The sequence below is a fragment of the Priestia sp. SB1 genome, assembly GCF_038898415.1.
This window is the reverse complement of sequence record NZ_JBBJSS010000011.1, coordinates 85,904-109,565: the sequence shown is the minus strand read 5'-3', so window position 1 is coordinate 109,565 and position 23,662 is coordinate 85,904. Positions and strand designations below refer to the sequence as shown.

The window sequence follows — 23,662 nt, the reverse complement described above, 5'->3', positions numbered from 1 at the left end:
CCTTTGAGGGAATAGTCAGGTAGTGCGCATTCCTAAGCGTCATTTATGATCCCAATTTTTGAAATGAGCATAATCTATATATGGAAGAAAAGCCCTTTTGGAGGGCTTTTTTTTCTGGTGTTGTAGTAGAATGAAGAGAGAACGCATGAAGGGCTGAGGTGATAAGTGTGGAAAATATATGTGAGTATCCAATTGTACAAGCTCCTATGGCAGGAGGAGTTTCGACGCCTAAACTAGCTGCAGCTGTATCTAATAGCGGAGGGCTAGGGTTTTTAGCCGCGGGATATAAAAGTGCGCGTGAATTGGAGCAGGAAATTATAGAGATGCACTCACTTACGAAAAAACCTTTTGGAGTAAATCTGTTTGTTCCGACAAATGAAAAAGTAGCAGTTGATGCACTTGATTGTTATCAAAAAGAATTGTCAAAAGCCGCTGGATATTTGGAGTGTCAAGTTGGCATACCAAAGAATGATGATGATGAATGGAGTGCCAAGCTCGACATCATTCAAAAACATCGAGTACCTGCTGTGAGCTTTACATTTGGGTGCCCGGATCGAGAGATTGTAGCAAGCTTAAAGGGAATTGGAAGTCATATTTTCGTTACGATTACAACACCTCAAGAAGCCGAGGTGGCTTTGAGAGCAGGAGCAGATGCGCTGTGCTTGCAAGGAATTGAAGCCGGCGGCCATCGGTCTACTTTTTTAGAGAGTTCGGTGGACTTTTCGCTTATAAATTTGCTAAAAGAAGTCCGTCTAATCACTAAAAAGCCATTAATTGCTGCGGGAGGCTTGATGACGGGGTCTGACATTAAACGCGTGTTACAGGAAGGTGCTTCTGCTGCGCAGTTAGGTACGGCTTTTATTTGTTGTCCAGAAAGCGGAGCGAGTGCTCTTCATAAAGAAAGCATTCTTCAAAAGCGTTTTAATGAAACAGGTGTTACAAGAGCTTTTACAGGGAAACGTGCTAGAGGATTTGTGAATGCTTTTTTTATTTCCTATGATAAATCAGCACCATCCGCTTACCCTCATATTCATTACATGACAAAGCCTATTCGAACAAAAGCTACACAAATGAATAATCCAGAGTACACTTCTTTGTGGGCAGGAACTGGATTTACGCTGGCAAAAGAACTGCCTGCACATCTTATTGTGGAAGAGCTTGTACAAGAACTAAATGAATGATGAGAATTACGGTGTTGCTTGCTTTAAGTGCAAGCAGCTTTACATAAAGAAGGTGAACTTATAGTGCAAAACAAATTTACGATTGGGCAAATGGCCAGACTGCACGATATTCCAATTAAAACACTTCGCTATTATGATGAAATTGGCCTGTTTGAGCCTTATGAAGTTGATCCGCAAACTGGATATCGTTATTATACGTTAGAACAATTTAAGAAATTAGATATCATTGTCTATTTAAAGCTGATGGGGGTTCCGTTAAAAGAAATTAAAAGAAAAATGGAGCACAGCAGCTTGGACGAATTTATTGAAACCTTAGCGGAATATCAGAAGGTAACAAAAGAAAAAATTCGTCACCTTCAAAGAGTGAATGCGCAGTTAACAACTCGAATGAAGGAATTAGAACAGACGAGACATATTAACCAAATAGGAGCCCCGTTCATCAAACACCTTCCTTCTCGTGAAGTTGTGCAAGTAAAAGCAGAGGTAGGTACGTTAGACGGAACTGAAAGTGTTCTGCGTGATTTAAAAAAGAAAATCAGTCATATTACCCCGATTATGATTGGGAAAGTAGGGTTTATACTATCTGTAGAAAACACAAAAAAACAACAATTTACAGATTACGATGGCATTTTTTTATTGGTCGAAAGCGATGTTTCTTTTAAGCATGAACTAGTTACGTTAATACCTGAAGGCGATTACGCATCTATTTATATGAGAGAAAAGAGAGATACCACAGGAGTCTATTACGATACGTTACTGAACTTTATTAAAGCCGAAGGATACAAAGCAGAAGGGCCTTTTTTAATTCGGCGAATTGTAGATTCATTTATTTCTCATCATGAAGAAGAGCGGCTGACGGAAATTCAAATTCGAATTACGTCTTGACTATCCAGTTGCTGGAGGGTTTAAGATGAGACTATTGTAAAACTGCTGAAGGGAGAGACAACAATAGATGAATCAGCAAAGTATTTCCCAAGGAATGTCTTTAAGCCGAGGAAATCGCATTTTATTTATTTTAATTTTGGGTTCACTAAGCGCATTTGGACCGTTATCAATCGATATGTATTTGCCAGCGCTGCCGACTCTTGCTAAAGAACTGCATACGTCAGCTTCTTTAGCCCAGGTCAGTCTGACAGCTTGCTTATTAGGCTTGGCATTTGGGCAAGTGGTAATGGGGCCATTCAGTGATATCCGGGGAAGGAAAAAGCCGCTTGTAGCAGCATTAATCACCTATGCAGTTGCCTCTGTGTTATGCGTGTTTGCGCCTTCTATTTGGATTTTTATCGTTTTACGATTTATTCAAGGTATGGCGGGAGCAGCAGGAATGGTTATTTCAAGAGCAAGCGTGCGAGACTTGTTTTCAGGTTCGGATTTAACAAAGTTTTTCTCCATGCTCATGCTCGTAAATGGTTTAGCTCCCATTTTGGCTCCGGTTGCCGGCGGACAGCTGCTGACGGTTATGTCGTGGCGCGGAGTATTTGGTGTGTTAGCCGTAATTGGTGCACTAATGTTTTTTGCCGTTTTATTTGGCTTGAAAGAAACGCTGCCGGCTGAACGCCGTAAAGAAGGTGGATTAACAGAAGTACTGCGTACATTTAGCGTATTGCTAAAAGATAGTGTCTTCGTGGGATATGCACTGGCGCAAGGTTTTATTATGAGTGCTATGTTTGCTTATATTTCAGGCTCTACATTTGTCCTTCAAGACATTTACGGGCTGTCTCCGCAGATGTTCAGCTTTGTTTTTGCTATTAACGGTTTTGGTCTCATTATAGCTACTCAAGTGACAGGACGTTTAGCTGGTAAAGTAAAAGAAGCTACTCTTCTCATGTATGGATTGCTTCAAGCAGCCGTTGGAAGCGTGCTTTTAGTGGCTGTAATTGCTACTCACACGTCCGTTATTTTGGTCTGCATCTTGCTTTTCTTTGTTGTATCAAGCGTAGGAATTGTGAACACCACCGTTTTTTCACTTGCTATGCAAAATCAAGCTTCCAATGCGGGAAGTGCTTCAGCGCTTCTTGGATTGCTGCCGTTCTTGCTCGGAGCAGCCGTAGCTCCTCTTGTGGGACTTGGAGGAGGGCAAAATGCTCTGCCGATGGGCATTGTGATTATGGTCTGTGATTTATTAGCATTAGGTGTATACATGGCATTAGTGAAACGGAAAACTGCATCATAAAAAAGCTACTTGGCTCTCAACAGCCAAGTAGCTTTTTTAGTTATTGAACTTTGTGCTCGTTCTTTTCAAACGGCATTGTGACACCGAGTTTTTGAATTTCTTTTTTTGCATTTTCTAAAATGGTTTCGGCCTTAGCTTTTGTTTCAGCATCTAAACCATTTAGAAAATCTTTCTTTTTAGCAGGAAGATCTACGCCAAGTTCTTTTAATTTGGCTTCAGCTTGTTCCTTAGTCAGGGTGCCGTCGCGAAGCTGATCCATAATAGCTTTGGCTTTTTTCTTAGTGGCTGCATCTAGATTGCTAAAAGGACCGCCTTTATGTTCAGGAAAGTCTACGCCAAGTTCTTTTAATTTGGCTTCAGCTTGTTCCTTAGTCAGGGTGCCGTCGCGAAGCTGATCCATAATAGCTTTGGCTTTTTTCTTAGTGGCTGCATCTAGATTGCTAAAAGGACCGCCTTTATGTTCAGGAAAGTCTACGCCAAGTTCTTTTAATTTGGCTTCAGCTTGTTCCTTAGTCAGGGTACCGTCGCGAAGCTGATCCATAATAGCTTTGGCTTTTGCCTTTGTACCAGCATCTAAATTGCTAAAGGGGCCTTCTTTATGATGCTGAGGTAAGCTTACGCCGAGTTTCTGTAATTTTTCCTGTGCTTTTTTCATAATATCATCAACTTTTTGTTGTGTTGCATCACTCGTAGTTGTTGTATTGCCATTTGTTCGCTCTACAACCGTTGAAGAGCTTGTTTCATCTTTGCTTGCTGCAAATGCCGTGGAGTTTGCAGCGGCCATAACTCCTAGTGTTAAACCGCTTGCCATGATATAACCGAATAGTTTCTTTTTCATGCTGTTGTCACTCCTTAAAAGTTATAGGGGTGTGGTACAGAGCTGTCCACAATTGTTAATGTAACCACCAATAGTGAAAAAATGGTGAAAATAGATAAAAAACGAAAAAATATAGACGTTTGTTGAACACTACAGCTCTTTTATTGGATAACAAAATGAAATTCGATATGATTTTATCTAAGTAACAGCAAAAAAGAATGGAGACTTTATATAGATGAACGTTCTTAAAAAATTGGCAATAGCTTTGATAGTTGTGATAGCGGTAAGCCTGTTATTTTTGTTTCGCGATGAGTTAAAGCAAGGTCCAACGTTAAAAGATTTTTCAGGAGCAGCTGAGTTGCATCCTGTCGTAGAAGAAAAGAAAAATAAACTTGTTCAACAAGCAAACGACCAAGGAATCTCGATTGTCATTACGGAAGGTTTCCGTTCAAAAGAAGAGCAAGATAAGCTTTATGCAAAAGGCAGGACGGAAGAAGGTAACATTGTTACCTATTCAAAGGGCGGCCAGTCTTATCATAACTATGGACTAGCTATTGATTTTGCTATTGGGTTAAAAGACGGACAAGTTATTTGGGACATGAAATATGACGGTAATAACAATAATCGGTCTGATTGGATGGAGGTTGTAGATATCGCAAAAAGTTTAGGGTTTGAATGGGGAGGAGATTGGCAAGGTTTTAAAGACTATCCGCATTTTCAAATGAGTCCGGAAAATATAAAAGGCCACACACGCTAATAAAGCGTGTGTTTTTTAGAGAAATAATATAATTTTACTATATTTATGTCAGAACCTCTAACATGAATGGAAGCTTGTATTTACTTTTTTTATTAATTTACTGCTAAGAGAATTATATATATTAATATAATAAAATGATAGACAGATAATTAGAAAAAGGGCTGATTAGAGAGAACTGCCCTAGAAAAATGAAAGACAATTCGTATAAAGATATGCGTTAACTAATATAATCTATTGATTAAGCTGATACAAGTACCTTCAGCCTAGCGAACGTATGCTTACATATCGGCAAATGCCAACAAAACCTTTTATTTTTCTAGCATATTTTATTTGAAGATAGTTCATTTTGATTACAAAAAAGAGATAATTTGTCAACTGTTGACTTTGCTTTAAGGGTAAGAATATAATTTTTAACATATTTTAAATATTTTAAAAATTTAAATATTTATCATTGTTCGTAGATTAGGAGGAGGAAAATGATTGTTTTTGACGGAGTGAACAAATATTACGGTGATTTTCACGTATTAAAAGATATCAATTTAACGATTAAAAAAGGTGAAGTTGTCGTCGTAATTGGACCTTCGGGTTCGGGTAAAAGCACGATGCTGCGATGCATAAATTATTTAGAAACAATATCTAACGGACAATTGACGGTAAATAATATATTGGTTGCAGATAAAAAAACAAATATTAACAAACTGCGCCGCAATATAGGTATGGTTTTTCAGCATTTTTATTTATATCCGCACAAAACGGTTTTAGAAAATATCACCTTAGCGCCTATGAAAGTACTGGGACAGTCGTCAGAAGAAGCTAAGAAAACAGCTCTATACTATTTGGATAAAGTAGGAATCGGTGAAAAAGCCAACGCCTACCCATCCCAGCTTTCAGGTGGCCAGCAGCAGCGTGTAGCCATTGCGAGGGGACTTGCGATGAAACCAGAGATTATGCTTTTTGATGAGCCTACCTCTGCTCTTGATCCAGAAATGATTGGAGAAGTGCTGGATGTCATGAAAACATTGGCTAAAGAAGGAATGACGATGGTAGTTGTAACTCATGAAATGGGGTTTGCTAAAGAAGTAGCAGACCGCATTGTATTTATGGATCAAGGAAAAATCTTAGAAGAGGCAACTCCGGCTGAGTTTTATGAAAACCCGCAAGAAGAAAGGGCGCGTTTATTTCTTAGCCGTATTTTAAATCATTAATTGTTTAATAGGGGGAGTAATATGAAGAAATCAAAAACGTTTTTAAAGGCAGCCGTGCTTTCATTAGCAGCGGCTATGATGTTAGCGGCTTGTGGAGGAAAAAGTGAAGAAACGAGTGGATCATCAGCTAAAAAAGATGCGCTCACTGAAATTAAAGACAGAGGGAAAATTATCATTGGAGTTAAAAATGATACGCGCTTATTTGGCTTAAAGAATCCAAAGACGGGTGAAGTAGAAGGTTTTGATGTTGATATTTCTAAGCAGCTGGCTAAAGAGATTTTAGGAGATGAAAACAAGGTAGAATTTAAAGAAGTTACGTCCAAGACAAGGGTTCCTCTTCTTCAAAAAGGAGATATTGACGCTGTTGTTGCAACAATGACCATCACAGATGAGCGTAAAAAAGAAGTGGATTTTACGGATGTGTATTTTCAAGCTGGCCAGTCTCTTCTTGTGAAAAAAGGCAGTAAAATTAAAAGCGTTGATGATTTGAAGAAAGGTACTAAAGTGTTGGCTGTTAAAGGATCAACTTCAGCTATTAATATTCGCGAAAAAGCACCGGAGACAACGGTATTAGAGTTTGAAAACTATGCAGAAGCATTTACCGCTTTAAAATCTAAGCAAGGAGATGCTTTAACAACTGATGATGCTATTCTTTATGGAATGGCTGATGAAGATCCTTCTTATGAATTAGTAGGAAAGCCGTTCACAGAAGAGCCTTATGGCATTGCTGTGAAAAAAGGAAACAAAGAGCTTGTAGATGCATTAAACGATGCGCTTAAAAAGATGAAAGACTCTGGAAAATATGATGAAATTCACGACAAGTGGATCAAACAATAAGCGTACAGTTTTCTTTTCTCAGGATGAGCAGCATTATGCTCATCCTGCTTGTTTAGTTGAAAGGAGGAAGAAAATTGCTGGATTTTTCAATTCTGACGAACAATATGGATCTTTATTTAGAAGGTTTTAAGTACACCATTATCGCCAGTCTGATTGCTTTAGTGGCCAGTTTTGTACTTGGTACAATCATTGCGGTAATGCGAATAGCCCCTCTCAAAATAGTAAATGTAATTGGCACTGTCTACGTAGAGTTTATTCGAAATATTCCACTTGTGGTTATCGTCTTTTTTATTTTTATTGTGGCAGGAATCAGCGGTACAGCAGCCGGAGTGCTGGGATTAACTATTTATACGGCAGCTTTTATAGCCGAAGCCATACGAGCGGGAATTATGGCAGTTCCAAAAGGGCAGCTTGAAGCGGCGCGTTCATCCGGCCTTACGTACGGTCAGGCTATGCGATTCATTATATTGCCTCAAGCCATTAAAATTGTCATTCCTCCTCTTGGGAATCAATTTATTAATTTAGTGAAAAACTCATCCGTGTTAGGGATTGTTGCTGGTTTTGATTTAATGTATCAGGCAGATCTTGTTTCCTCTCAAACTTATGTAGTGTTTGATGTGTATATTTTTGTTGCTCTGTTTTATTTAGTTCTAACCATTCCGTTGAGTTTAGGAGTTGGTTATCTTGAGAAACGTCTTGGTAAAACAAGCTGAAAGGAGTGAAAGTGATGGATTTTATGGGTGCTTATTCTCCTGATCACCTTTCCTTCTTAATGGAAGGATTTTGGGTCACTTTAAAAGTGGCATTCATTTCGATTGTGTTAAGTTTTCTTATTGGAAGTATAGTAGGTATTTTAAGGTATGCCCGCATTCCAGTTCTGTCTCATGTACTCGCTTTTGTCGTAGAAATTATCCGGAATTTGCCGCTTCTTTTAATCATCTTTTTTACATACTTTGCTTTACCTGAAATCGGAATTGATATGGAAATTACGTCAGCAGCGATTGTGGCCCTCACTGTATTTGAATCTGCTATGATTTCAGAAATTATCCGAAGCGGATTAAAATCAATTGAAAAAGGACAAATTGAAGCGGCACGTTCATCAGGTTTAAACTATTACCAAACGCTTCGTTTTATTGTATTGCCACAAGCTTTGCGACGAATGGTACCTCCTTTAGTTAGTCAATTTATTTCCTTATTAAAAGATACGTCGCTTGCAGTAGTGATCGCACTTCCTGATTTGCTGCATAACGCTCAAATCATTTACGGACAGAAACAAAGTTACGTAGTCCCAATGTTTTTGATCATCGCGATGATGTATTTTATTGTAAACTATGCTTTATCCATCATTGCAAGAAGACTAGAAGTCAAAAGGGTGTAGATACTCTTTTGACTTTATTTTTGGAAAATAAATAACATTGACAATGTATTAATTCAACGCATAAAATGACTAAAGTAACAGTGGTAAAATCAGATCATTTTCATTCAACATAGAGAAGAAAAACAGTGTTGGTTCACCCCCTACTGAATATCCGGTAGGGGTTTTTGCGCAAGAAGTGATTTGGTTAAACTAACACGTAAAATGAACAGAAGGGACGGGCATCATGGAAAAACAAGATCAAAATTTAAAAAAAGGTCTGTTGCCTCGTCATGTGCAGCTCATTGCGCTTGCCGGTATGATTGGGACAGGTATTTTTAAAGGTAGTGCTGATACGCTAGGTATTGCAGGACCAAGTGTGGTACTGGCGTATTTATTTGGCGGTCTTATCTTATTTATTGTAATGACAGCATTGGCGGAGATGGCAATTGTCTATCCGAATATGAACGTACAAAATTTAGTGCATAAGGCATTCGGTACGCAAACCTCTTTTATTGTAGGGTGGCTGTATTGGGTGAACTGGATTGTCGTGACAGTTGTTGAACTGCTTGCGGGAGGAAGCTTTTTGAAGTTTTGGTTCCCTTCTGTACCTCTTTGGCTCTTAAGCTTTCTCTGTGCAGTGCTGATTGTAGGGATGAATTTATTTCAAGTTAAGTATTACGGAGAAATTGAGTTTTGGTTTGCCGGTATTAAAGTAATTGCTCTTACCGCTTTTATCATTTTGGGAGCTTTCATTTTATTCGGTGTGATTCCAAGTGATGTGCAAAACCCCTGGGCAAATTATACGGCTCATGGAGGCTTTTTCCCTCACGGCATGAGTGGTGTGCTGAGTGCCTTTTTAATTGTGATGTTCTCTTACGGCGGAGCTGAATTAATTGGTGTGGCCGTAACGGAAACAAAAGATGTGAAAAACGTGTTACCGAAAGTGATCAAAGGCACAGTATGGCGGGTGATTGGCTTTTATATTTTGCCTATTTTAATTATTTGCGGCCTTATGCCCTGGAATTCTGTATCAGGACAAGACAGTCCATTTGTGCAAGTGTTTAGTATCACCGGACTGCCGGGTGCGGCTCATATTATGAACTTCGTTTTATTAACGGCTGTTTTATCAGCAGCGAATTCAGGGATGTATGCAACTTCGCGTACGCTCTATGCTATGGCTCAAAGCGGAGAAGCATCAAAGCGCTTCTTGAAAGTTTCGAAAAACGGTATTCCGATTAATGGTTTGATGATTACGGCTGTTTGTATTTTAATGGGTGTGTTTTTAGCTTATAAAACACCGGATAATGTAATTAGTTATTTAATGACCATTCCCGGCTTCACGATTATTCTTATTTGGGTAAGTATTTGTTTAGCTCAATTAAAGCTGCGTAAAGGGTATAAAGAAAAGCCGTTTTTCGCATTAAAGTGGTTTCCTTATACAACGCTCTTTGCAACAGCAGCACTGCTTGTTATTTTTGTATCATTTATGTTTAACAAAAACAATGTGATTGGATCCAGTGTATGTGCGGTTATCTTGGTCGTACTCCTCATTTTTTCATTTATTAATAAAAGTCGAAAAGAAAAAAAGTTTGAAGTATAGCAAAAAGGCAATATACTAGAAAGACGAGGGTAAAAGCTTGTCTTTCTTTTTTTGCGAAAATTTCTGTATCACGTTACATATTTCTAGATGAAATGTTTAGTTAAATAAATAAAGGATGAGGACTACAATGGAATCAAATAATGTATTTACAACAAATCCAAAGAAGAAATCAAAGCACTTAGCCACGATTTCTTTGGCGATTATGGGAGTGGGCTTCGTTGCCACCATGCCTTTTGGTGATTCAATTTGGGGTCGGTTGCTTCAAGGTGGGTTCGAAGCTGGATTAGTCGGCGGATTAGCGGATTGGTTTGCCGTTACGGCTCTTTTTCGTCACCCTTTAGGCATTCCTATTCCACACACTGCGCTGCTTCCTAAAAACAGACAGCGTATTACAAGAGGGCTAGTCTCAACCCTTGAAAACGACTGGCTGTCAAAAGAAAGTATTCAAGAAAAAGTAAAAAGAATTGCGTTTACACAGCGTTTGCTTCCGATTGTTCGAAAAGGTGTTCATTCGGAAACGATTCAACAAAAAGGAACCGCACTGCTTGTTGATGCGATTAATCGTGTGGATACAGAGAAAGTCGTTCCTATTATTGAAAAAGAGCTCAAATCATCGCTTTCAGCAATAGAGTTAAAGCCTATTGTGCATTCGATTGTTGGAGAAGTGGTGAAAAATCAGTATGATGAAAAAGCGCTTGATGTTCTTTTAAATAAAGGGGAGAGCTGGATTAAAAAAGAAGAAACGCAGTATCAGCTCGGAAGTATTGCTAAAAATGCGCTTGATAATATTGAGCTTGATGGTATTTTACAATTTGCTCTCAAATCATTTCAAAGCATGATTAATGAAGAGAAGCTAGGGTCTATTTTGCAAAATTTATTGCTTTCTATTACAGGGCGTCTTCGTAACGAAGAGGATGAATACCGCCTTGCTTTGGTAAACGGAATTAGAAAAGAGCTGCAAGGCTTGGAGCACAATGAAGAGCTTCTTGAGAAATTAGAAGCATGGAAACAAAAAACGATTAATGAATTAAATGTAACGAATAAATTAACAGAAATCGTCGATAAAATGAAAGCGAAAGTGGCGGCATTTATTGAAAGCCCTGAATTTATGAAAAGCTACGCCGTTCCTTACGTAGAGAGCTGGCTGGATGCTCTTGAAGGGGATGCACAGCGTCAAGAAGCAATTGATACGGCTATTCAAAAGCAAATCATGAGTTTTGTAGACGAGAATCATTCAAAAATTGGGCAGCTTGTTCAAGAAAACTTAGATAAATTAGATGATGAAACGCTTGTGGATATGATGGAAAACAATGTCGGAAAAGATTTGCAGTGGATTCGAGTGAACGGAGCTCTATGTGGATTCTTGATTGGTATTGTGTTAACGGTTATTAAATTAGCGGTATAAAAAAGAAGCACGCTCCTTTTGGAGCGTGCTTTTTCTATTAATCATCTATTTCTACACTGATTACGTCGCCGTTTTTGGCATCTACTGAAACAGTTGCTTCACGTTTATCGGCTGTGTCAATTTCGATTTCATATACTAAACGGTTGTTTTCTTGGTCTAAATCCGTTTCGTTAACGGTTCCTTTAGCACTCTTTAAAGCTGTTTTTATCGCTTGATCTAATGAAATAGCAGGGGAAGCGTTTTGGAGATTCTCTTCTTTCTTATCTTCATCGTCTTTTTGGTCTTCATCAAATTCAATGATTTTACCACTGCTGCTGTCAATATCTACATCGTATTCTTTATTACCTTTTGTGATATCTACTTCATATTGTTTAACGCCGTCATCTACGGCTAATTGGATATTTGTAATGTCACCGCCGTCTGTTTTTTGAAGAGCAATGTCTTTTGCCTTTGCTTCTTCAATCGTTTTGGTTTGCTTCTTGTCATTGCTTTTGGACTGATCCGTCATGGCATATGCACTTGCACCTAATCCACCGACTAATACTGCACTGGCTAAAACGGTTGTAATAACTTTCATATATTACGGCCTCCTTGATTTGTTGTTAAGACTATCTTAGCCCATGAACTTTAAAGGAAAAGAAGAAGAAGTTTAAAATTTTCTTAGAAATAAATAAAGGTGTATAAAAAAAGCACAGCTTTCCGCTGTACTTTTAGTCGTCGTCATTTTCGTAGGTGATGGAATCTACATGCCCAGAGTAAGCGTTTATCATTACTTTAGCTTCTCTTGTTTTAGACTGATCAATTTCGACTTCGTAGAAGGTTTGGCCTTCTTCCTCTTCTATTTCAACTGAGGAAAACGTTCCTTTTACTTTTTGTAAAGCAATATCTCTTGCTTGTTCCATTGAAATGAGAGGCTCGTCGGATGTAGGAGAAACGGGTGGCTGCTCGCTCTTTTTTTGTTCTTTTTCTGTATTATTTTTAGTTTGAGTAGACGTTTGTTTCTCTACTTTTTGTTTGATTAATGACTGGACTTCTCCATTTTCTCCATTTACTGTGATGTGGTATGGAATATCATCTTTAAGCAAAGTAATTAGATAAATCGGTTCATCATCTTTTTGAGAAAAGCTTGCATTTTCAATTGTGCCGCCATATTTCTGCTGAATCATACGGCTGATTTCAGACTCGGATAAAATGGTATCAGATCGATTCATTGCTTTTGCTATTCCGTAAAAGCAAGCTGAACCAACGGCAAGAAAAATAAGTATAAAAAGCACCGTTTTCTTCATACATTCACCTCCAGTATTATGAAAAATAGTATAGCAGGCAATTCTTAAAAATCTCTAAGAAACGGTGAGAAATCAAAGAGGAAAGCAAACCGTTACGGATGTCCCTTTTCCTTCATCGCTGCTAATCTCAATACGTCCGCTATGGGCTTCTACAATCTTTCGAGCAATGGATAATCCAAGCCCTGAACCACCGGTTTCTCGATTTCTTGCTTTATCTACGCGAAAAAAGCGTTCGTACACGTTTGATAAGTCTTCTTTTGGGATACCAATTCCTTGATCTGTGACCGTAATCATAAAGCTTTCGCTTCTTGCTATAGTTACTTCCACTGCTTTTTCACTATATTTAATGGCATTATCTAAGAGGATGTACAGCAGCTGCTTTAAGCGTTTTTCATCCGCTGTTACGACGGGATGATCCGTTTTTATATTTAAATAAATGGTTCGTTCAAAAGCTTGTTCTAGATGCTTGATTGTTTGGTTACAGACGGCCGCCGCATCTACGTGTTCCATGTGAAGCTCCCACTGCGACTCATCTTTCGCAAGCACCAGCATTTGAGACGTAAGCTGTTTCATGCGTAAAGACTCAGAGTGAATGGCTTCGATGGCTTCTTCTAAAATATCTGGACGCTTCATCCCCCATCGTTTTAGCATATTGGCATAGCTTTCTACCACGGTAAGTGGTGTTTTTAATTCATGAGAAGCATCCGATACGAACTGCTCTTGCTTTTTATAGTTTTCCTCTAATAAATCCATCATATTATTAAAGGTATTGGCCATTTGATCTAACTCATCTTTAGAAGAAGAAGAGAGGTCAATTTTTTTAAATGTGCGAGACACTTGAATTTCTTCCATAGTATGAATAAGAGATTTGATAGGCCGCAAAATAATTTTACTTAAAAGCCGTCCGGCAAATATGGTCGGAATTAATATAACAAGAGAGGCAATGAGCAAGATAAATTTTAATGTCTGCAGAGATTGTTCCACATCTGCCAGCTGTTCTGTGACTTCCAAAGAAACAACTTCGCCGTCCGTCCAAATGACGGGAGTATGCGAAATTGCGTATAGGTGGCCGTCGTCTTCTTTGATGGTTGTTTGTTCATTTGAATAATAAGAATAAGGCAGGTCCTGAAGCTCTTTCGTTTGATCAGTAACCGATACAACTAAAGGACTCCCTGATTTAGGTAAAATACGAATCATTCCGTTAGGAGGTAAATAGGCACGAAGCAAATTGGCTTGTTTAACCGTCGAACTTGTTTGTTTTAGCCCATTTGTTACGTTGCTTGTTTCTGCTTGCAAACGTTCAATTGCATTGTCTTCCATGGTTTTCTTGAAAATGAAGTAAATCGAGCTGTTCGCAATCACTAGCAGAATAAAAAGCAGCACAGTTGATGTAAGGATAATCTTTGTTTGCAGTTTCATGAGCTACTCCTTAAGCATATAGCCAACGCCCCGCACTGTTTGAATGTAGGGTGTTGAAAATGGAGCATCAATTTTTTTGCGCAAATAACGAATGTATACGTATACAATATTCGTGTCTCCGTAGTAATCGAATCCCCATACGTTTGTAAGAAGCTGTTCAAAGCTCAGCACTTGATTGTTGTTTTGAAGCATATAGACAAGCAAATCATATTCTTTAGGAGTCAGCTCAATAGCTTCATTTTCACGCGTGACTTCTCGCGTTTTTTCATTCACAACTAGAGTTCCTAGCTGCAGAGTATCTGGTTCTTTTTCAGCAGGAGATGCTGATGTAGGATGGCGAAGCCAGACGCGGATACGTGCAAAAAGCTCCTCAATTTGAAAAGGCTTTGTAATGTAATCGTTCGCTCCTAAATCTAGTCCGCTTACCTTATCAGGAAGGGCGTCTCGAGCGGTTAATAAGATAACGGGCGTCTGATCATCGTTTGCTCGAATGCGACGAAGTACTTCGAGTCCGCTCAGTTCAGGAAGCATCACATCTAAAAGCAGCAAATCCCAATTGTGTTCTTGAAACTCTGCCAATCCTTCTGTCCCTGTATAAGCCATGCCCGTTTCGTACCCTTCGTGTTCAAGTTCGAGCTGAATTAAACGAGCAATTTTGCGCTCATCTTCTACAATTAAAATTCTGCCTTTACTCAAAAAAATTCCCCCTTGTGTCTATGTATAGTTGCGTACATTATAGCACGGAGAGATTCGGGGTGTATAAATGATAAGGAAATCAATGGTTATTTACTAAATATATCAATAATAGCCCGAGAAATAATGTTCATTTTCTTCAGAAACTGATAAGATAGCTAATGACATTTAAAAATAAGAAAGGATTTCGATTATGTTATCAGCTATTAATTCAGTAGACTATACCATTTTCCATGCGGTGAATCAGTACGCCTCGCATGTGAAGTTTGTAGATTCGCTGATGGTATTCTTTGCAGATTATGCCCAGTATGTACTTATTGTTTTACTCGGCTTGTTTTTACTTATTAATAAAAACGGCAGCCGTGTTGTAGCATTTCAAGCTTTATGTGCTTGTGCCACAGGAGTCATTATCAATAAAGTGATTAGTTTATTTGCTTATCGAGATCGTCCGTTTATCTCTCACCACGTGAATCAGCTTATTGATCACGCCGCGAATTCTTCATTTCCAAGCGATCATGCTACGTCTGCATTAGTTATCACTTTTACCATTTGGCTGCATTTCAAACGTTCAGGGCGCATGTGGGTTGTCATGGGTGCACTCATTGCATTTTCACGCGTATGGGTTGGCGTTCACTATCCATTCGATGTGTTAACAGGAGCCGTTTTAGGCTGCGTGCTGGCGCTGTTTATTCATTATGTTATTTTTAATACGAAACTGATGAGGGCTATTACTAACTTGTCTATTTTTCGAAAATCAGCTTATGACGAACAGTCTCAATATTATTAAGAAAAAGTCGCATATACGCGGCTTTTTTTTATTGGAAAATTTTTAATGTATTTAACACTTGTTTTTTAAAATTAAATTGTGTACAATTAAATTACAGAAACGATAAATAAAAAATTTTAATAAAATTACTAAAAAAGAGGAGAGATTTATACATGAAAGCTTTATATGAAACGACAGTCGTTAACACAGGTGGAAGAACAGGAGAAGTTCATTCTTTAGATAATATCTTTAATCTAGACGTTGCAACACCTCCAGCGCTTGGTGGAGAAGCAACAACAGCAACAAACCCAGAGCAGCTATTTGCAGCTGGATACAGTGCTTGTTTCAACAGTGCGTTAGAATTTATGTTGAAAAAACATAACGTAGAAATCAAAAGCAGTGAAGTAAAAGCTACTGTTCAGCTGCTTCCAGATAAAGCTGATCAAGGAGTAAAAATTGCTGTAGCGCTTGAAGCTCATATCGAAGGCTTAGATTTAGAAACAGCGAAAAAATATGTAGACCTAGCTCACTCATACTGCCCGTATTCAAAAGCAATCAGCGGTAACGTAGACGTAACGGTAGAAGTAATTTAATTGCTTTAAAAATCCCTGCTAAGCATGTAAAGCTTAGCAGGGATTTTTTATTTGAATTTTCTCTATTCATTTGTAAGCGGTACTAGTATAATGAGGAAGAAAATGAATTATTCGCACAGTTTAGGTGCTCTTACATAGCGTAAGAGGTAACAGGGAATCGAGTGCAAATCTCGAGCGGTCCAGCCACTGTAAGCAGGGAGTTTTCTATCTTATCGTCACTCAAAACGGGGAAGGCGGTAGAAAATGATGATCTCAAGCCAGGAGACCTACCTATTCTGTACACTTGACTCTTCTAGGAAAGAGGCGGTGTATCAAGGTACGCAGTGAGCAATTGCTGTTTATTTTCATATGCCGACACATCCTCAATTTCTATAGAATTGAGGCTTTTTTACGTTTTATTTTAAAAAAAGGAGTGTAGGAAATGGAAGGTTTATCAGTTTTTTTACTTGTCTTTTTATTAGGAATCAGGCACGGATTGGATGCAGATCACTTAGCTTTTATTGATGGCCAGACCCGATATAATTGGCGAATGGGGAGCCGTTTTGCCCCGTGGGTCGGCACGCTGTTTTCACTAGGTCACGGAGGAATGGTGGCCGTCACGGCCGGGGTGCTTGGCGTGGTGATGAAGAATTTTACGTTTCCATCGTATTTCGATCATTTTGCATCCTGGGTATCCATTATCTCCCTCTTTCTAATCGGGACATTAAACACATATCATTTGCTTCGAACCAAAAATAAAGAGGAAGAGTTTGAGCTGAGCGGGTTAAAAGGGAAGTTTATTCCGAAAATCGCAAAAGGAACAACGAATCCTTTTTTAATTATTCTTGTAGGAGCATTGTTCGCTTTAGCAGCCGAAACGGTCAGTCAAACGGCCGTGTGGTCTCTAGCTGTAGGGAACGCAGGCAAGTATACGCCGCTTTTATTAGGACTAGTATTTATGTTTGGTATGATGCTGACAGATACAATCGATTCACTGATTGTACATAAAATGGTGAATGAATCGAGTAAGTTTGGGCGATCTGCTTCCCGCTTGATGGGCTGGGTTATTGTTATCCTCGCATACGGGGTGTCCTTCTACTTAGCATTCACTTTCTTTAATCCATGGGCCGAAGTAAACTTTGAAATGGTTGGCGTTATTTTGTTTGTTTTTTTAGTGTCTATGTTTGTTTTTGTAAGTGTGAAGTCAAAAGGGAAAAATATTAAAATAAATGTCAATTAGTCAAACGAAAGCTTTAATCTGTTGAAGATTGAAGCTTTTTTGTATGAATTTGTTGAAGTTTATGGCTATTTTCGGTCGGTTATGAATAAGTTAAAGTATTATCTATATTTAAAGGATGGAAAATTGTCTGAAAACCATTATAATTAAGGATAATTTAAGGTCGTTATGTGAAACGTAGAACATAGTTATACGTACGATAAATAAAAGCATTTAATGCAAGCAGCAGGGGTTGTTTGGAGGAGGAATTGATTTGAGTCAGGTAATGGTAGAACAAAGTGTATTTAGTTATTTAAAAGAACACGAACAAGAGATGCTTGAAGATTTAGTTGGATTTGTGAAAAAAGAATCACCGTCCTACAGTAAAGAGTTAGTAGATCAGTGTGGAATGTATTTAACGGAGCTGTTTCAAAAGCGTTTAGGAGTAGGCTACGAAATTATAGAAGAAAAAGAAGTAGGAAACCATTTGAAATTTACGATTGGAGAAGGAGAAAAGCAGCTTTTAATTATCGGTCACTTTGACACGGTATGGGAAAAGGGAAGGCTAAGTCTAAGAACAGAGGGAAACAAGCTGTACGGTCCGGGAATTTTAGACATGAAAGGCGGCATTGTGCAATCTATATGGGCGATTAAAGCGATTCAAGAGCTTGGCTTATCGCTCGATAAAAAAATTGTGTTTTTCTGCAATTCGGATGAAGAGATTGGGTCAATTTCTTCTAAAAAATACATTGAAGAAGAAGCACAAAGAAGTGAAGCAGTGCTAGTAGCAGAACCGGCGGTGGCGGGTTCAGGTGCGTTAAAAACGTCGCGCAAAGGAGCGGGAATTTTCACCGTAAAAGTATGGGGACGAGCAGCACACGCGGGTAATCACCACAAAGAAGGAATCAATGCGATTGAAGAGCTTGCGCGCCAAGTGATTTTCTTGCAGGGCTTAACCGATTATGAAAAAGGTACAACGGTGAACGTTGGAACATTTACGGGAGGCAGCGGTACAAATGTAGTGCCTGAATATGCAGAAGCACACGTAGATTTACGTGTTTCTACAGAAGAAGAAGCGAAACGTATGACGGATATTATTTTGAACTTAACACCCATCTTAAAAGGGATAAAGCTCGAAGTAACGGGAGGCATGAACCGTCCTCCGATGGTGAAGTCTAAACAAACGGAAGAGTTATTTGAATGCGCTCAGTCAATCGCGGCCAAACTGGGTATGAAATTAGAAGAAGCGGCTGTTGGCGGCGGAAGTGATGGCAATTTTACAGCGGCCATTGGTGTTCCCACGTTGGATGGATTAGGAGCATGCGGAAAAGGAATACATGCGGAATATGAACATATTCAAATTGATACGTTGTCCGAGCGCTCTTCTTTATTTGCGAATTTACTGCTTCAAATATAAAAAAAGCCCGCCTCAAACGGCGGGACTAACCTGAAAGCTTATATTGGGAGAGTATAAGCTTTCTTTTTTATTTACTGCTTTCTTCTTGAAGAGAAAAAGCAGTTTCTTTCTTTTTAAATACCACTTTATCAAGAGCAAGGAACTGGCTTCCTGCAAGAAATAGGTGAGCAGACATGGCAATTAAGGCGATATCAAACTCAAATCCGCCAACAAATCCGCTTTTAAGCTTGGCTGTGAAAATAGCGCCGAGCATTACTGCTATAAATAAAGCACCTATGACTCTTGTTGCTAAACCAAGAATAATAAGAATACCACCTACAAGTTCAATCGTTGCAACAATATATGCCATGAAACCAGGGATTCCTAAGCTATCGAAGAACCCTACTGTATTTTCAATTCCCCCTTGCCATTTTTGAAAGCCGTGTACTAAAAATGTAAAACCTAATACTAAACGAATAATAAGTGAACCAATTTCGACGTTTTTATTCACTTTACTTCCTCCTTTAAGTGTATTTGAAAAACACTACATTATGTAGTGTGAAAGCCCGAAAAAAGAAATGTAGCAATTAAATCAGAAAGTCTTTCTTATTTGGATAATTTTACAACATTATGAATACTACACTACACATTGTAGTGTGGTGTTTGTCCCCAGTCAAGTGAAAATATAAAATTAGACCATTTGGCATACAAAAAATTTCTGAAGGGCACTTGAAAAATCCTTTAATTATGTACAATTTAGTTCCTTATTTTCAATCTTATTCTCCAACATGCTATACTGATGGCGGAGGTGTTACGATGCGCTTAGAAAATAAAAGAGTTATTGCGCTTGTTAGTGCAGACTTTGAAGATCTAGAACTATGGTATCCAGTGATGCGTCTTCGCGAAGAAGGAGCAGAAGTACATTTAGTTGGAGAAAAAGCAAACGAAACGTACATGGGGAAATACGGTGTTCCAGCCGTATCGGACTACGCATTTAAAGATGTTGATCCAGCTGAATATGACGCTATTTTAGTACCTGGAGGCTGGGCGCCGGATAAACTGCGCCGCTACCCTGAAGTAATTGAAATGGTTCGTCATATGGATGAACAGCAAAAGCCAATCGGCCAAATCTGCCATGCAGGATGGGTATTAATCTCTGCAAAAATCTTAGATGGCCGAAACGTAACAAGTACGCCAGGAATCAAAGATGATATGGAAAATGCGGGAGCTATTTGGCATGATGAAGCAGTCGTAATCGACGGCCACATCATTTCAAGTCGCCGTCCGCCAGACCTTCCTCCTTATGCAAAAGCATTTGCTGATGTACTAGCAGAGCAATAAGAAAAAAGCCGAAACCATATTGGTTTTGGCTTTTTTATAAGATTCCCTAAAAAAAGAAATGATAAAGTAAATAAAAAATCATCATTAAAAAAGCGAGCAGATGCATCTGCTCGCTTTTGTTCGTGTTTCTTATCAGTAACTTGCTTTTTGCAAGTGTAAAAACAAAATGATTACTTTCTTTATAAAATCCATGATTACGGTTTTTGTATGTTTCGTTGTTGTTAGGGCACAATTAGCATTGATTGTGCTTGCATGGATTTCATCCATTGCCGCGGTTTGTTTTTCCACATGATCGATTAACCTAAACGACGCAAGCCCTACCTCTCTTGCATCCTTACGGCTCCGAAGCCGATCCAGTGTGAATAAGTTTTGTTCAAAGACATGTGTCGAATGCCAGTATTTTTACCTTGCATTGTACGATACATCCTCTCAAGTTACTTTCACTATGTCTAGCTCTTAAAGAAAAGCCAGAAATCTAAATATAACACCCTGGTTAACCAATGTCAAATAGAAAATATGATTTTTTCACGTGAAACAATTGCAGTTAAAACAAGGTTAAGTAAAGGGATATCTTTTTTATATGGAAGAGTTTTTTGGTACGATAAGTTAGAGGAATCCTAGAGGAGGATGAAAAATGAACAAAAATGAACAGTTTCGAAATGATGTATTGAACAGTGTAGAATCATTAACATACGAACAATTAAATCAGCAGCCAGCATCTAATACATGGAGCGTTATGCAAGTATTAGAACATTTATATTTGATGGAGCGCATGATTGTTTCACGTGTAAAGGATCAGTTAGAAAACGGTGTAGATCAGCCCACTGAAGATAAGCCGTTTCATTTAGCGGTAGACCGTTCGCGAAAAGTAGATGCACCGGCTCAAGTTACGCCTTCTAATGAAAAGCAGACATTAGAAGAAATGAAGAGTAAGCTGGCAGAATCAAGAGAGGCTTTAGCAGAGTTAGAAGAAACAGCAAGTGAAGATAAGCTAAAGCAAAAATCATTTCCACACCCTGTATTTGGGTTAATGGATTTAAAGCAATGGATTGACTTTATTGGTTATCACGAAAAGCGTCATCAAGAACAAATAGAAGAAATCAAAGCAGCAATCGGTGCATAAAAAAACAGGCTTTCCGCCTGTTTTTTATTTTTGGACCAAAATAGGATAATCCGACATCATCCAAATGCCAACACTGTACGTTTGGGGATTATGGTTCCCTACGGTAGAACCTGTTTGAATGGTAAATGAGAGTTGAAGAGGGTCTTGATCGTAATAAATTGTTTGCTTTGTGGAAGGGGAATAGAGTCGCTTCGGAGGGATTTTAGGAACCGTATCCGTCGTGTTAACAAAGCAGCGACTATTTGAAACAAGATTTGTGTATGTTTGAACGAATTGAGGATCACCTACTCGAGGAGCTCCGTAGTTGTACATTGTAACCTCTGGAAAAGATGCGTTTGTGGCGACATCTAAGGCATGAAGAGCAGCGAGTGCACCACCTAGGCTATGCCCCGTTATATAAAGTGGCTTGGGGGTAAGGGACTGATACGTTTCAAAAATTTCATCACGGCATGATTCGTAAACGGCTAAAAAACCTTCGTGGACGAGACCGGCTTGTTGATTGTATGGATAAGGGCGCTGCTTAATGCGAGCATCAGCAATCCAATCTGCCTCAGATTGAGTTCCTCGAAAGGCAATTACGATAGAGTCATCAGATTCTAAAATAAAACCAAACCATTCTTGAACCCCTATGGCAGAAGCTTTAAACGATTTAATAAGCCGGTAGCCTTCAGGTACATCAAATGTGCCTCCCTGTGCGTATTGCTTATAAGCTAAGACGCACGCATAAAGAAGGTCTAGAGCTAAAGGACGATAAAATAAAGGCTCTATTCTCATCATTGTTTTTCACACCTTCTAATAGAAAGTAACTCCTATAGCCTATGTGTTCCTGATAAGAAAGGTGCAGATATCTCTCTTTTGAAAGCGATAATTACGGAATGTAAACGGTTCATCGTTGGATGTTTTTGAGGATTTTATAAGTTTTTTTGTGTATTTTAACTAAAAAAAAGTTTTAATTTAGAGTTTTATTGTTAAAATTTATAATTTAACTTATAATTTAAAATAGTCTGAATGAAAAAATAAGGGGGTTATCTTTTGGAGCAATTTGTAACGAGTTTGAATAATGTGCTATGGAGCACGCCTGTTATTTATGGATGTCTTGCGATTGGCCTGTTTTTCTCAATTTTAACGAGGTTTTTGCAGGTAAGACACTTAAAAGACATGGTTATGCTTATGTTTCAGGGTAAAAGCTCAGAAGCAGGAGTTTCTTCCTTCCAAGCCCTGTCTTTAGCGCTGTCGGGACGAGTCGGAACAGGAAACATTGCTGGAGTGGCAACAGCTATCGCTTTTGGAGGTCCAGGAGCTGTATTTTGGATGTGGGCAGTTGCTTTTATTGGTGCTTCTAGTGCATTCATCGAATCAACACTTGCTCAAATTTATAAAGTTAAACAAGATGGCCAATATCGAGGTGGTCCAGCGTACTATATTGAAAAAGGAACAGGTATGAAATGGTATGGCATTTTATTTGCTATTGCAGCACTTGTTGCGATGAGTATCCTAATGCCGGGCGTTCAGTCTAACTCCATCGCGCTTGGCATCGACAATGCATTTGGCGTTAGTCCAACGGTTACAGCAGTAGGATTAGTTATTATTCTTGCTTTTATTATCTTTGGAGGCGTTAAGCGTATTGCAGGGGTGGCCCAATTCGTTGTACCTTTTATGGCACTTGGGTATATTATTTTAGCTCTTATCATTATTGCCATGAACATTTCCGAGTTGCCGGGAGTTATCGCTCTTATTTTTAAAAGTGCTTTTGCATTAGATTCTGCTTTTGGAGGAATTGTTGGTTTAGCTGTTTCTTGGGGAGTGAAGCGGGGCATTTATTCAAATGAAGCAGGACAAGGAACAGGGGCGCACGCAGCAGCTGCAGCAGAAGTTTCGCATCCGGCGAAACAAGGACTTGTACAAGCTTTTTCGGTTTATATTGACACCCTGTTCGTTTGTTCAGCAACGGCTTTTATGATTTTATTCACAGGCATGTACAATACGGAAGGACCGGGCGGTTCATTTATTATTTCGAATTTACCGGGTGTAGAAGCAGGACCTGGATTTACACAAGCTGCTATTGAAACAGTGTTACCTGGATTTGGGGCTGGTTTCGTGGCAGTTGCTCTATTTTTCTTCGCATTTACAACGATTATGGCTTATTATTACATCGCCGAAACAAATATTGCTTATCTAACTCGCGGAAAGAACGGAAAGTGGGCTATGTTTGCATTAAAGCTTGTCCTTCTAGGAGCTACGTTCTACGGGTCAGTTAAACAAGCATCACTAGCTTGGGCGCTAGGTGATGCAGGACTTGGTATTATGGTATGGCTAAATTTAATTGCTATCTTAATTTTAGCTAAGCCTGCGTTAGTTGCATTAAAAGACTATGAAGCTCAGAAAAAACAGGGGCTAGACCCTGTGTTTGATCCTGTTAAGCTAGGAATTAAAAATGCGGACTACTGGGAGAAAGAATATAAGAAAGATGAGTCACAAGTTTCGTAAACAAGAAAATCCTCACATATGTGAGGATTTT

Annotated in this window: 25 protein-coding genes and 1 riboswitch; of the genes, 17 read left to right on the top strand and 8 right to left on the bottom strand. The window is 38.9% G+C overall.

Features of this window, described 5'->3' with window-relative positions; all coding sequences use genetic code 11:
• Positions 1–167 precede the first annotated feature (167 nt).
• From WKH56_RS31045 to WKH56_RS31035, 3 genes are all read left to right on the top strand, one after another.
• Positions 168–1,181 carry a nitronate monooxygenase gene (locus WKH56_RS31045; RefSeq protein WP_033580819.1) on the top strand — a complete coding sequence of 338 codons (1,014 nt, stop codon included), beginning with the start codon at positions 168–170 and terminating at the stop codon, positions 1,179–1,181.
• Between the two features lie 63 nt (positions 1,182–1,244).
• The gene (locus WKH56_RS31040; RefSeq protein WP_028412508.1) at positions 1,245–2,066 is read left to right on the top strand and encodes a MerR family transcriptional regulator; all 822 of its coding nucleotides are present in this window, start codon (positions 1,245–1,247) and stop codon (positions 2,064–2,066) included.
• A gap of 67 nt (positions 2,067–2,133) precedes the next feature.
• Positions 2,134–3,354, top strand: coding sequence for a multidrug effflux MFS transporter (locus WKH56_RS31035; protein WP_047751756.1), 1,221 nt, complete (start codon positions 2,134–2,136; stop codon positions 3,352–3,354).
• A 40-nt stretch (positions 3,355–3,394) separates the two neighbouring features.
• On the opposite strand, the gene WKH56_RS31030 is transcribed toward WKH56_RS31035, so the two are convergent.
• Positions 3,395–4,192: a hypothetical protein gene (locus tag WKH56_RS31030; protein WP_221831841.1), complete on the bottom strand. Its 798-nt coding sequence runs from the start codon at positions 4,190–4,192 to the stop codon at positions 3,395–3,397.
• A gap of 214 nt (positions 4,193–4,406) precedes the next feature.
• Here WKH56_RS31030 and WKH56_RS31025 point away from each other — a divergent pair, with 214 nt between their 5' ends.
• The 7 genes from WKH56_RS31025 to WKH56_RS30995 all read left to right on the top strand — a co-directional run bounded on the left by WKH56_RS31025 (position 4,407) and on the right by WKH56_RS30995 (position 11,332).
• On the top strand, positions 4,407–4,928 hold the full coding sequence (locus WKH56_RS31025) for a M15 family metallopeptidase (RefSeq protein WP_310884155.1): 522 nt from the start codon (positions 4,407–4,409) through the stop codon (positions 4,926–4,928).
• A gap of 476 nt (positions 4,929–5,404) precedes the next feature.
• Positions 5,405–6,133, top strand: coding sequence for an amino acid ABC transporter ATP-binding protein (locus WKH56_RS31020; protein WP_028410185.1), 729 nt, complete (start codon positions 5,405–5,407; stop codon positions 6,131–6,133).
• 21 nt (positions 6,134–6,154) lie between these two features.
• On the top strand, positions 6,155–6,970 hold the full coding sequence (locus WKH56_RS31015) for a transporter substrate-binding domain-containing protein (protein ID WP_028412504.1): 816 nt from the start codon (positions 6,155–6,157) through the stop codon (positions 6,968–6,970).
• 74 nt (positions 6,971–7,044) lie between these two features.
• Complete coding sequence (locus WKH56_RS31010; protein ID WP_013055074.1) at positions 7,045–7,683, top strand: amino acid ABC transporter permease; 639 nt, start codon at positions 7,045–7,047, stop codon at positions 7,681–7,683.
• A 14-nt stretch (positions 7,684–7,697) separates the two neighbouring features.
• Positions 7,698–8,348 carry an amino acid ABC transporter permease gene (locus tag WKH56_RS31005; RefSeq protein ID WP_025752888.1) on the top strand — a complete coding sequence of 217 codons (651 nt, stop codon included), beginning with the start codon at positions 7,698–7,700 and terminating at the stop codon, positions 8,346–8,348.
• Positions 8,349–8,571: 223 nt separating this feature from the next.
• Positions 8,572–9,927, top strand: a complete 1,356-nt coding sequence (locus WKH56_RS31000; RefSeq protein WP_013055076.1) for an amino acid permease — start codon at positions 8,572–8,574, stop codon at positions 9,925–9,927.
• A gap of 127 nt (positions 9,928–10,054) precedes the next feature.
• Complete coding sequence (locus WKH56_RS30995) at positions 10,055–11,332, top strand: DUF445 domain-containing protein (RefSeq protein WP_048021634.1); 1,278 nt, start codon at positions 10,055–10,057, stop codon at positions 11,330–11,332.
• A gap of 37 nt (positions 11,333–11,369) precedes the next feature.
• Here the strand turns inward: WKH56_RS30995 and WKH56_RS30990 are convergent, their stop codons facing one another.
• The 4 genes from WKH56_RS30990 to WKH56_RS30975 form a co-directional block, all read right to left on the bottom strand.
• Positions 11,370–11,909 carry a PepSY domain-containing protein gene (locus WKH56_RS30990; protein ID WP_048021632.1) on the bottom strand — a complete coding sequence of 180 codons (540 nt, stop codon included), beginning with the start codon at positions 11,907–11,909 and terminating at the stop codon, positions 11,370–11,372.
• A 133-nt stretch (positions 11,910–12,042) separates the two neighbouring features.
• Positions 12,043–12,618, bottom strand: a complete 576-nt coding sequence (locus WKH56_RS30985; protein WP_048021630.1) for a PepSY domain-containing protein — start codon at positions 12,616–12,618, stop codon at positions 12,043–12,045.
• Between the two features lie 72 nt (positions 12,619–12,690).
• A complete protein-coding gene (locus WKH56_RS30980) occupies positions 12,691–14,037 on the bottom strand; it encodes a HAMP domain-containing sensor histidine kinase (protein WP_048021629.1) in 1,347 nt (448 codons plus the stop codon).
• A gap of 3 nt (positions 14,038–14,040) precedes the next feature.
• Positions 14,041–14,733, bottom strand: coding sequence for a response regulator transcription factor (locus WKH56_RS30975; protein ID WP_063248477.1), 693 nt, complete (start codon positions 14,731–14,733; stop codon positions 14,041–14,043).
• A gap of 190 nt (positions 14,734–14,923) precedes the next feature.
• Between WKH56_RS30975 and WKH56_RS30970 the strand changes: the two genes are divergently transcribed.
• The 4 genes from WKH56_RS30970 (at position 14,924) to WKH56_RS30955 (ending at position 18,701) form a co-directional block, all read left to right on the top strand.
• Positions 14,924–15,517, top strand: a complete 594-nt coding sequence (locus WKH56_RS30970) for an undecaprenyl-diphosphatase (protein WP_033580715.1) — start codon at positions 14,924–14,926, stop codon at positions 15,515–15,517.
• A 152-nt stretch (positions 15,518–15,669) separates the two neighbouring features.
• Entirely contained in the window at positions 15,670–16,089 is a 420-nt protein-coding gene (locus tag WKH56_RS30965) for an organic hydroperoxide resistance protein (protein WP_014461895.1), read from the top strand.
• Positions 16,090–16,194: 105 nt separating this feature from the next.
• Positions 16,195–16,377, top strand: a riboswitch (cobalamin riboswitch).
• A gap of 133 nt (positions 16,378–16,510) precedes the next feature.
• Positions 16,511–17,308, top strand: coding sequence for a HoxN/HupN/NixA family nickel/cobalt transporter (locus WKH56_RS30960; RefSeq protein ID WP_168761418.1), 798 nt, complete (start codon positions 16,511–16,513; stop codon positions 17,306–17,308).
• 229 nt (positions 17,309–17,537) lie between these two features.
• On the top strand, positions 17,538–18,701 hold the full coding sequence (locus WKH56_RS30955; protein WP_063248475.1) for a M20 family metallopeptidase: 1,164 nt from the start codon (positions 17,538–17,540) through the stop codon (positions 18,699–18,701).
• A 67-nt stretch (positions 18,702–18,768) separates the two neighbouring features.
• Here the strand turns inward: WKH56_RS30955 and WKH56_RS30950 are convergent, their stop codons facing one another.
• Positions 18,769–19,191 (bottom strand): DoxX family protein, encoded by a 423-nt coding sequence (locus WKH56_RS30950; RefSeq protein WP_014461891.1) that lies wholly within the window; start codon positions 19,189–19,191, stop codon positions 18,769–18,771.
• 305 nt (positions 19,192–19,496) lie between these two features.
• Between WKH56_RS30950 and WKH56_RS30945 the strand changes: the two genes are divergently transcribed.
• Positions 19,497–20,021 (top strand): type 1 glutamine amidotransferase domain-containing protein, encoded by a 525-nt coding sequence (locus WKH56_RS30945; RefSeq protein ID WP_013055087.1) that lies wholly within the window; start codon positions 19,497–19,499, stop codon positions 20,019–20,021.
• A gap of 132 nt (positions 20,022–20,153) precedes the next feature.
• Here the strand turns inward: WKH56_RS30945 and WKH56_RS30940 are convergent, their stop codons facing one another.
• Positions 20,154–20,309, bottom strand: coding sequence for a hypothetical protein (locus WKH56_RS30940; RefSeq protein WP_014461889.1), 156 nt, complete (start codon positions 20,307–20,309; stop codon positions 20,154–20,156).
• Between the two features lie 346 nt (positions 20,310–20,655).
• On the opposite strand from WKH56_RS30940, the gene WKH56_RS30935 reads away from it, so the two are divergent.
• Entirely contained in the window at positions 20,656–21,144 is a 489-nt protein-coding gene (locus WKH56_RS30935) for a DinB family protein (protein ID WP_014461888.1), read from the top strand.
• Between the two features lie 24 nt (positions 21,145–21,168).
• Here WKH56_RS30935 and WKH56_RS30930 read toward each other — a convergent pair whose 3' ends face one another.
• Positions 21,169–21,921: a lipase family protein gene (locus tag WKH56_RS30930; RefSeq protein ID WP_053074090.1), complete on the bottom strand. Its 753-nt coding sequence runs from the start codon at positions 21,919–21,921 to the stop codon at positions 21,169–21,171.
• Between the two features lie 255 nt (positions 21,922–22,176).
• On the opposite strand from WKH56_RS30930, the gene WKH56_RS30925 reads away from it, so the two are divergent.
• The gene (locus WKH56_RS30925) at positions 22,177–23,631 is read left to right on the top strand and encodes an alanine/glycine:cation symporter family protein (protein ID WP_048021616.1); all 1,455 of its coding nucleotides are present in this window, start codon (positions 22,177–22,179) and stop codon (positions 23,629–23,631) included.
• Positions 23,632–23,662: the final 31 nt, after the last annotated feature.

Excerpts from the sequence above, each read along its gene's own strand:
- WKH56_RS30965 (WP_014461895.1), top strand. The coding sequence starts at position 15,670 with ATGAAAGCTTTATATGAAACGACAGTCGTTAACACAGGTGGAAGAACA.
- WKH56_RS30990 (WP_048021632.1), bottom strand. The coding sequence starts at position 11,909 with ATGAAAGTTATTACAACCGTTTTAGCCAGTGCAGTATTAGTCGGTGGA.
- WKH56_RS30945 (WP_013055087.1), top strand. The coding sequence starts at position 19,497 with ATGCGCTTAGAAAATAAAAGAGTTATTGCGCTTGTTAGTGCAGACTTT.
- WKH56_RS31000 (WP_013055076.1), top strand. The coding sequence starts at position 8,572 with ATGGAAAAACAAGATCAAAATTTAAAAAAAGGTCTGTTGCCTCGTCAT.
- WKH56_RS30930 (WP_053074090.1), bottom strand. The coding sequence starts at position 21,921 with ATGATGAGAATAGAGCCTTTATTTTATCGTCCTTTAGCTCTAGACCTT.
- WKH56_RS30995 (WP_048021634.1), top strand. The coding sequence starts at position 10,055 with ATGGAATCAAATAATGTATTTACAACAAATCCAAAGAAGAAATCAAAG.
- WKH56_RS30985 (WP_048021630.1), bottom strand. The coding sequence starts at position 12,618 with ATGAAGAAAACGGTGCTTTTTATACTTATTTTTCTTGCCGTTGGTTCA.
- WKH56_RS31015 (WP_028412504.1), top strand. The coding sequence starts at position 6,155 with ATGAAGAAATCAAAAACGTTTTTAAAGGCAGCCGTGCTTTCATTAGCA.
- WKH56_RS31030 (WP_221831841.1), bottom strand. The coding sequence starts at position 4,192 with ATGAAAAAGAAACTATTCGGTTATATCATGGCAAGCGGTTTAACACTA.
- WKH56_RS31025 (WP_310884155.1), top strand. The coding sequence starts at position 4,407 with ATGAACGTTCTTAAAAAATTGGCAATAGCTTTGATAGTTGTGATAGCG.
- WKH56_RS30970 (WP_033580715.1), top strand. The coding sequence starts at position 14,924 with ATGTTATCAGCTATTAATTCAGTAGACTATACCATTTTCCATGCGGTG.
- WKH56_RS31020 (WP_028410185.1), top strand. The coding sequence starts at position 5,405 with ATGATTGTTTTTGACGGAGTGAACAAATATTACGGTGATTTTCACGTA.
- WKH56_RS31005 (WP_025752888.1), top strand. The coding sequence starts at position 7,698 with ATGGATTTTATGGGTGCTTATTCTCCTGATCACCTTTCCTTCTTAATG.
- WKH56_RS31035 (WP_047751756.1), top strand. The coding sequence starts at position 2,134 with ATGAATCAGCAAAGTATTTCCCAAGGAATGTCTTTAAGCCGAGGAAAT.
- WKH56_RS30935 (WP_014461888.1), top strand. The coding sequence starts at position 20,656 with ATGAACAAAAATGAACAGTTTCGAAATGATGTATTGAACAGTGTAGAA.
- WKH56_RS30980 (WP_048021629.1), bottom strand. The coding sequence starts at position 14,037 with ATGAAACTGCAAACAAAGATTATCCTTACATCAACTGTGCTGCTTTTT.
- WKH56_RS30960 (WP_168761418.1), top strand. The coding sequence starts at position 16,511 with ATGGAAGGTTTATCAGTTTTTTTACTTGTCTTTTTATTAGGAATCAGG.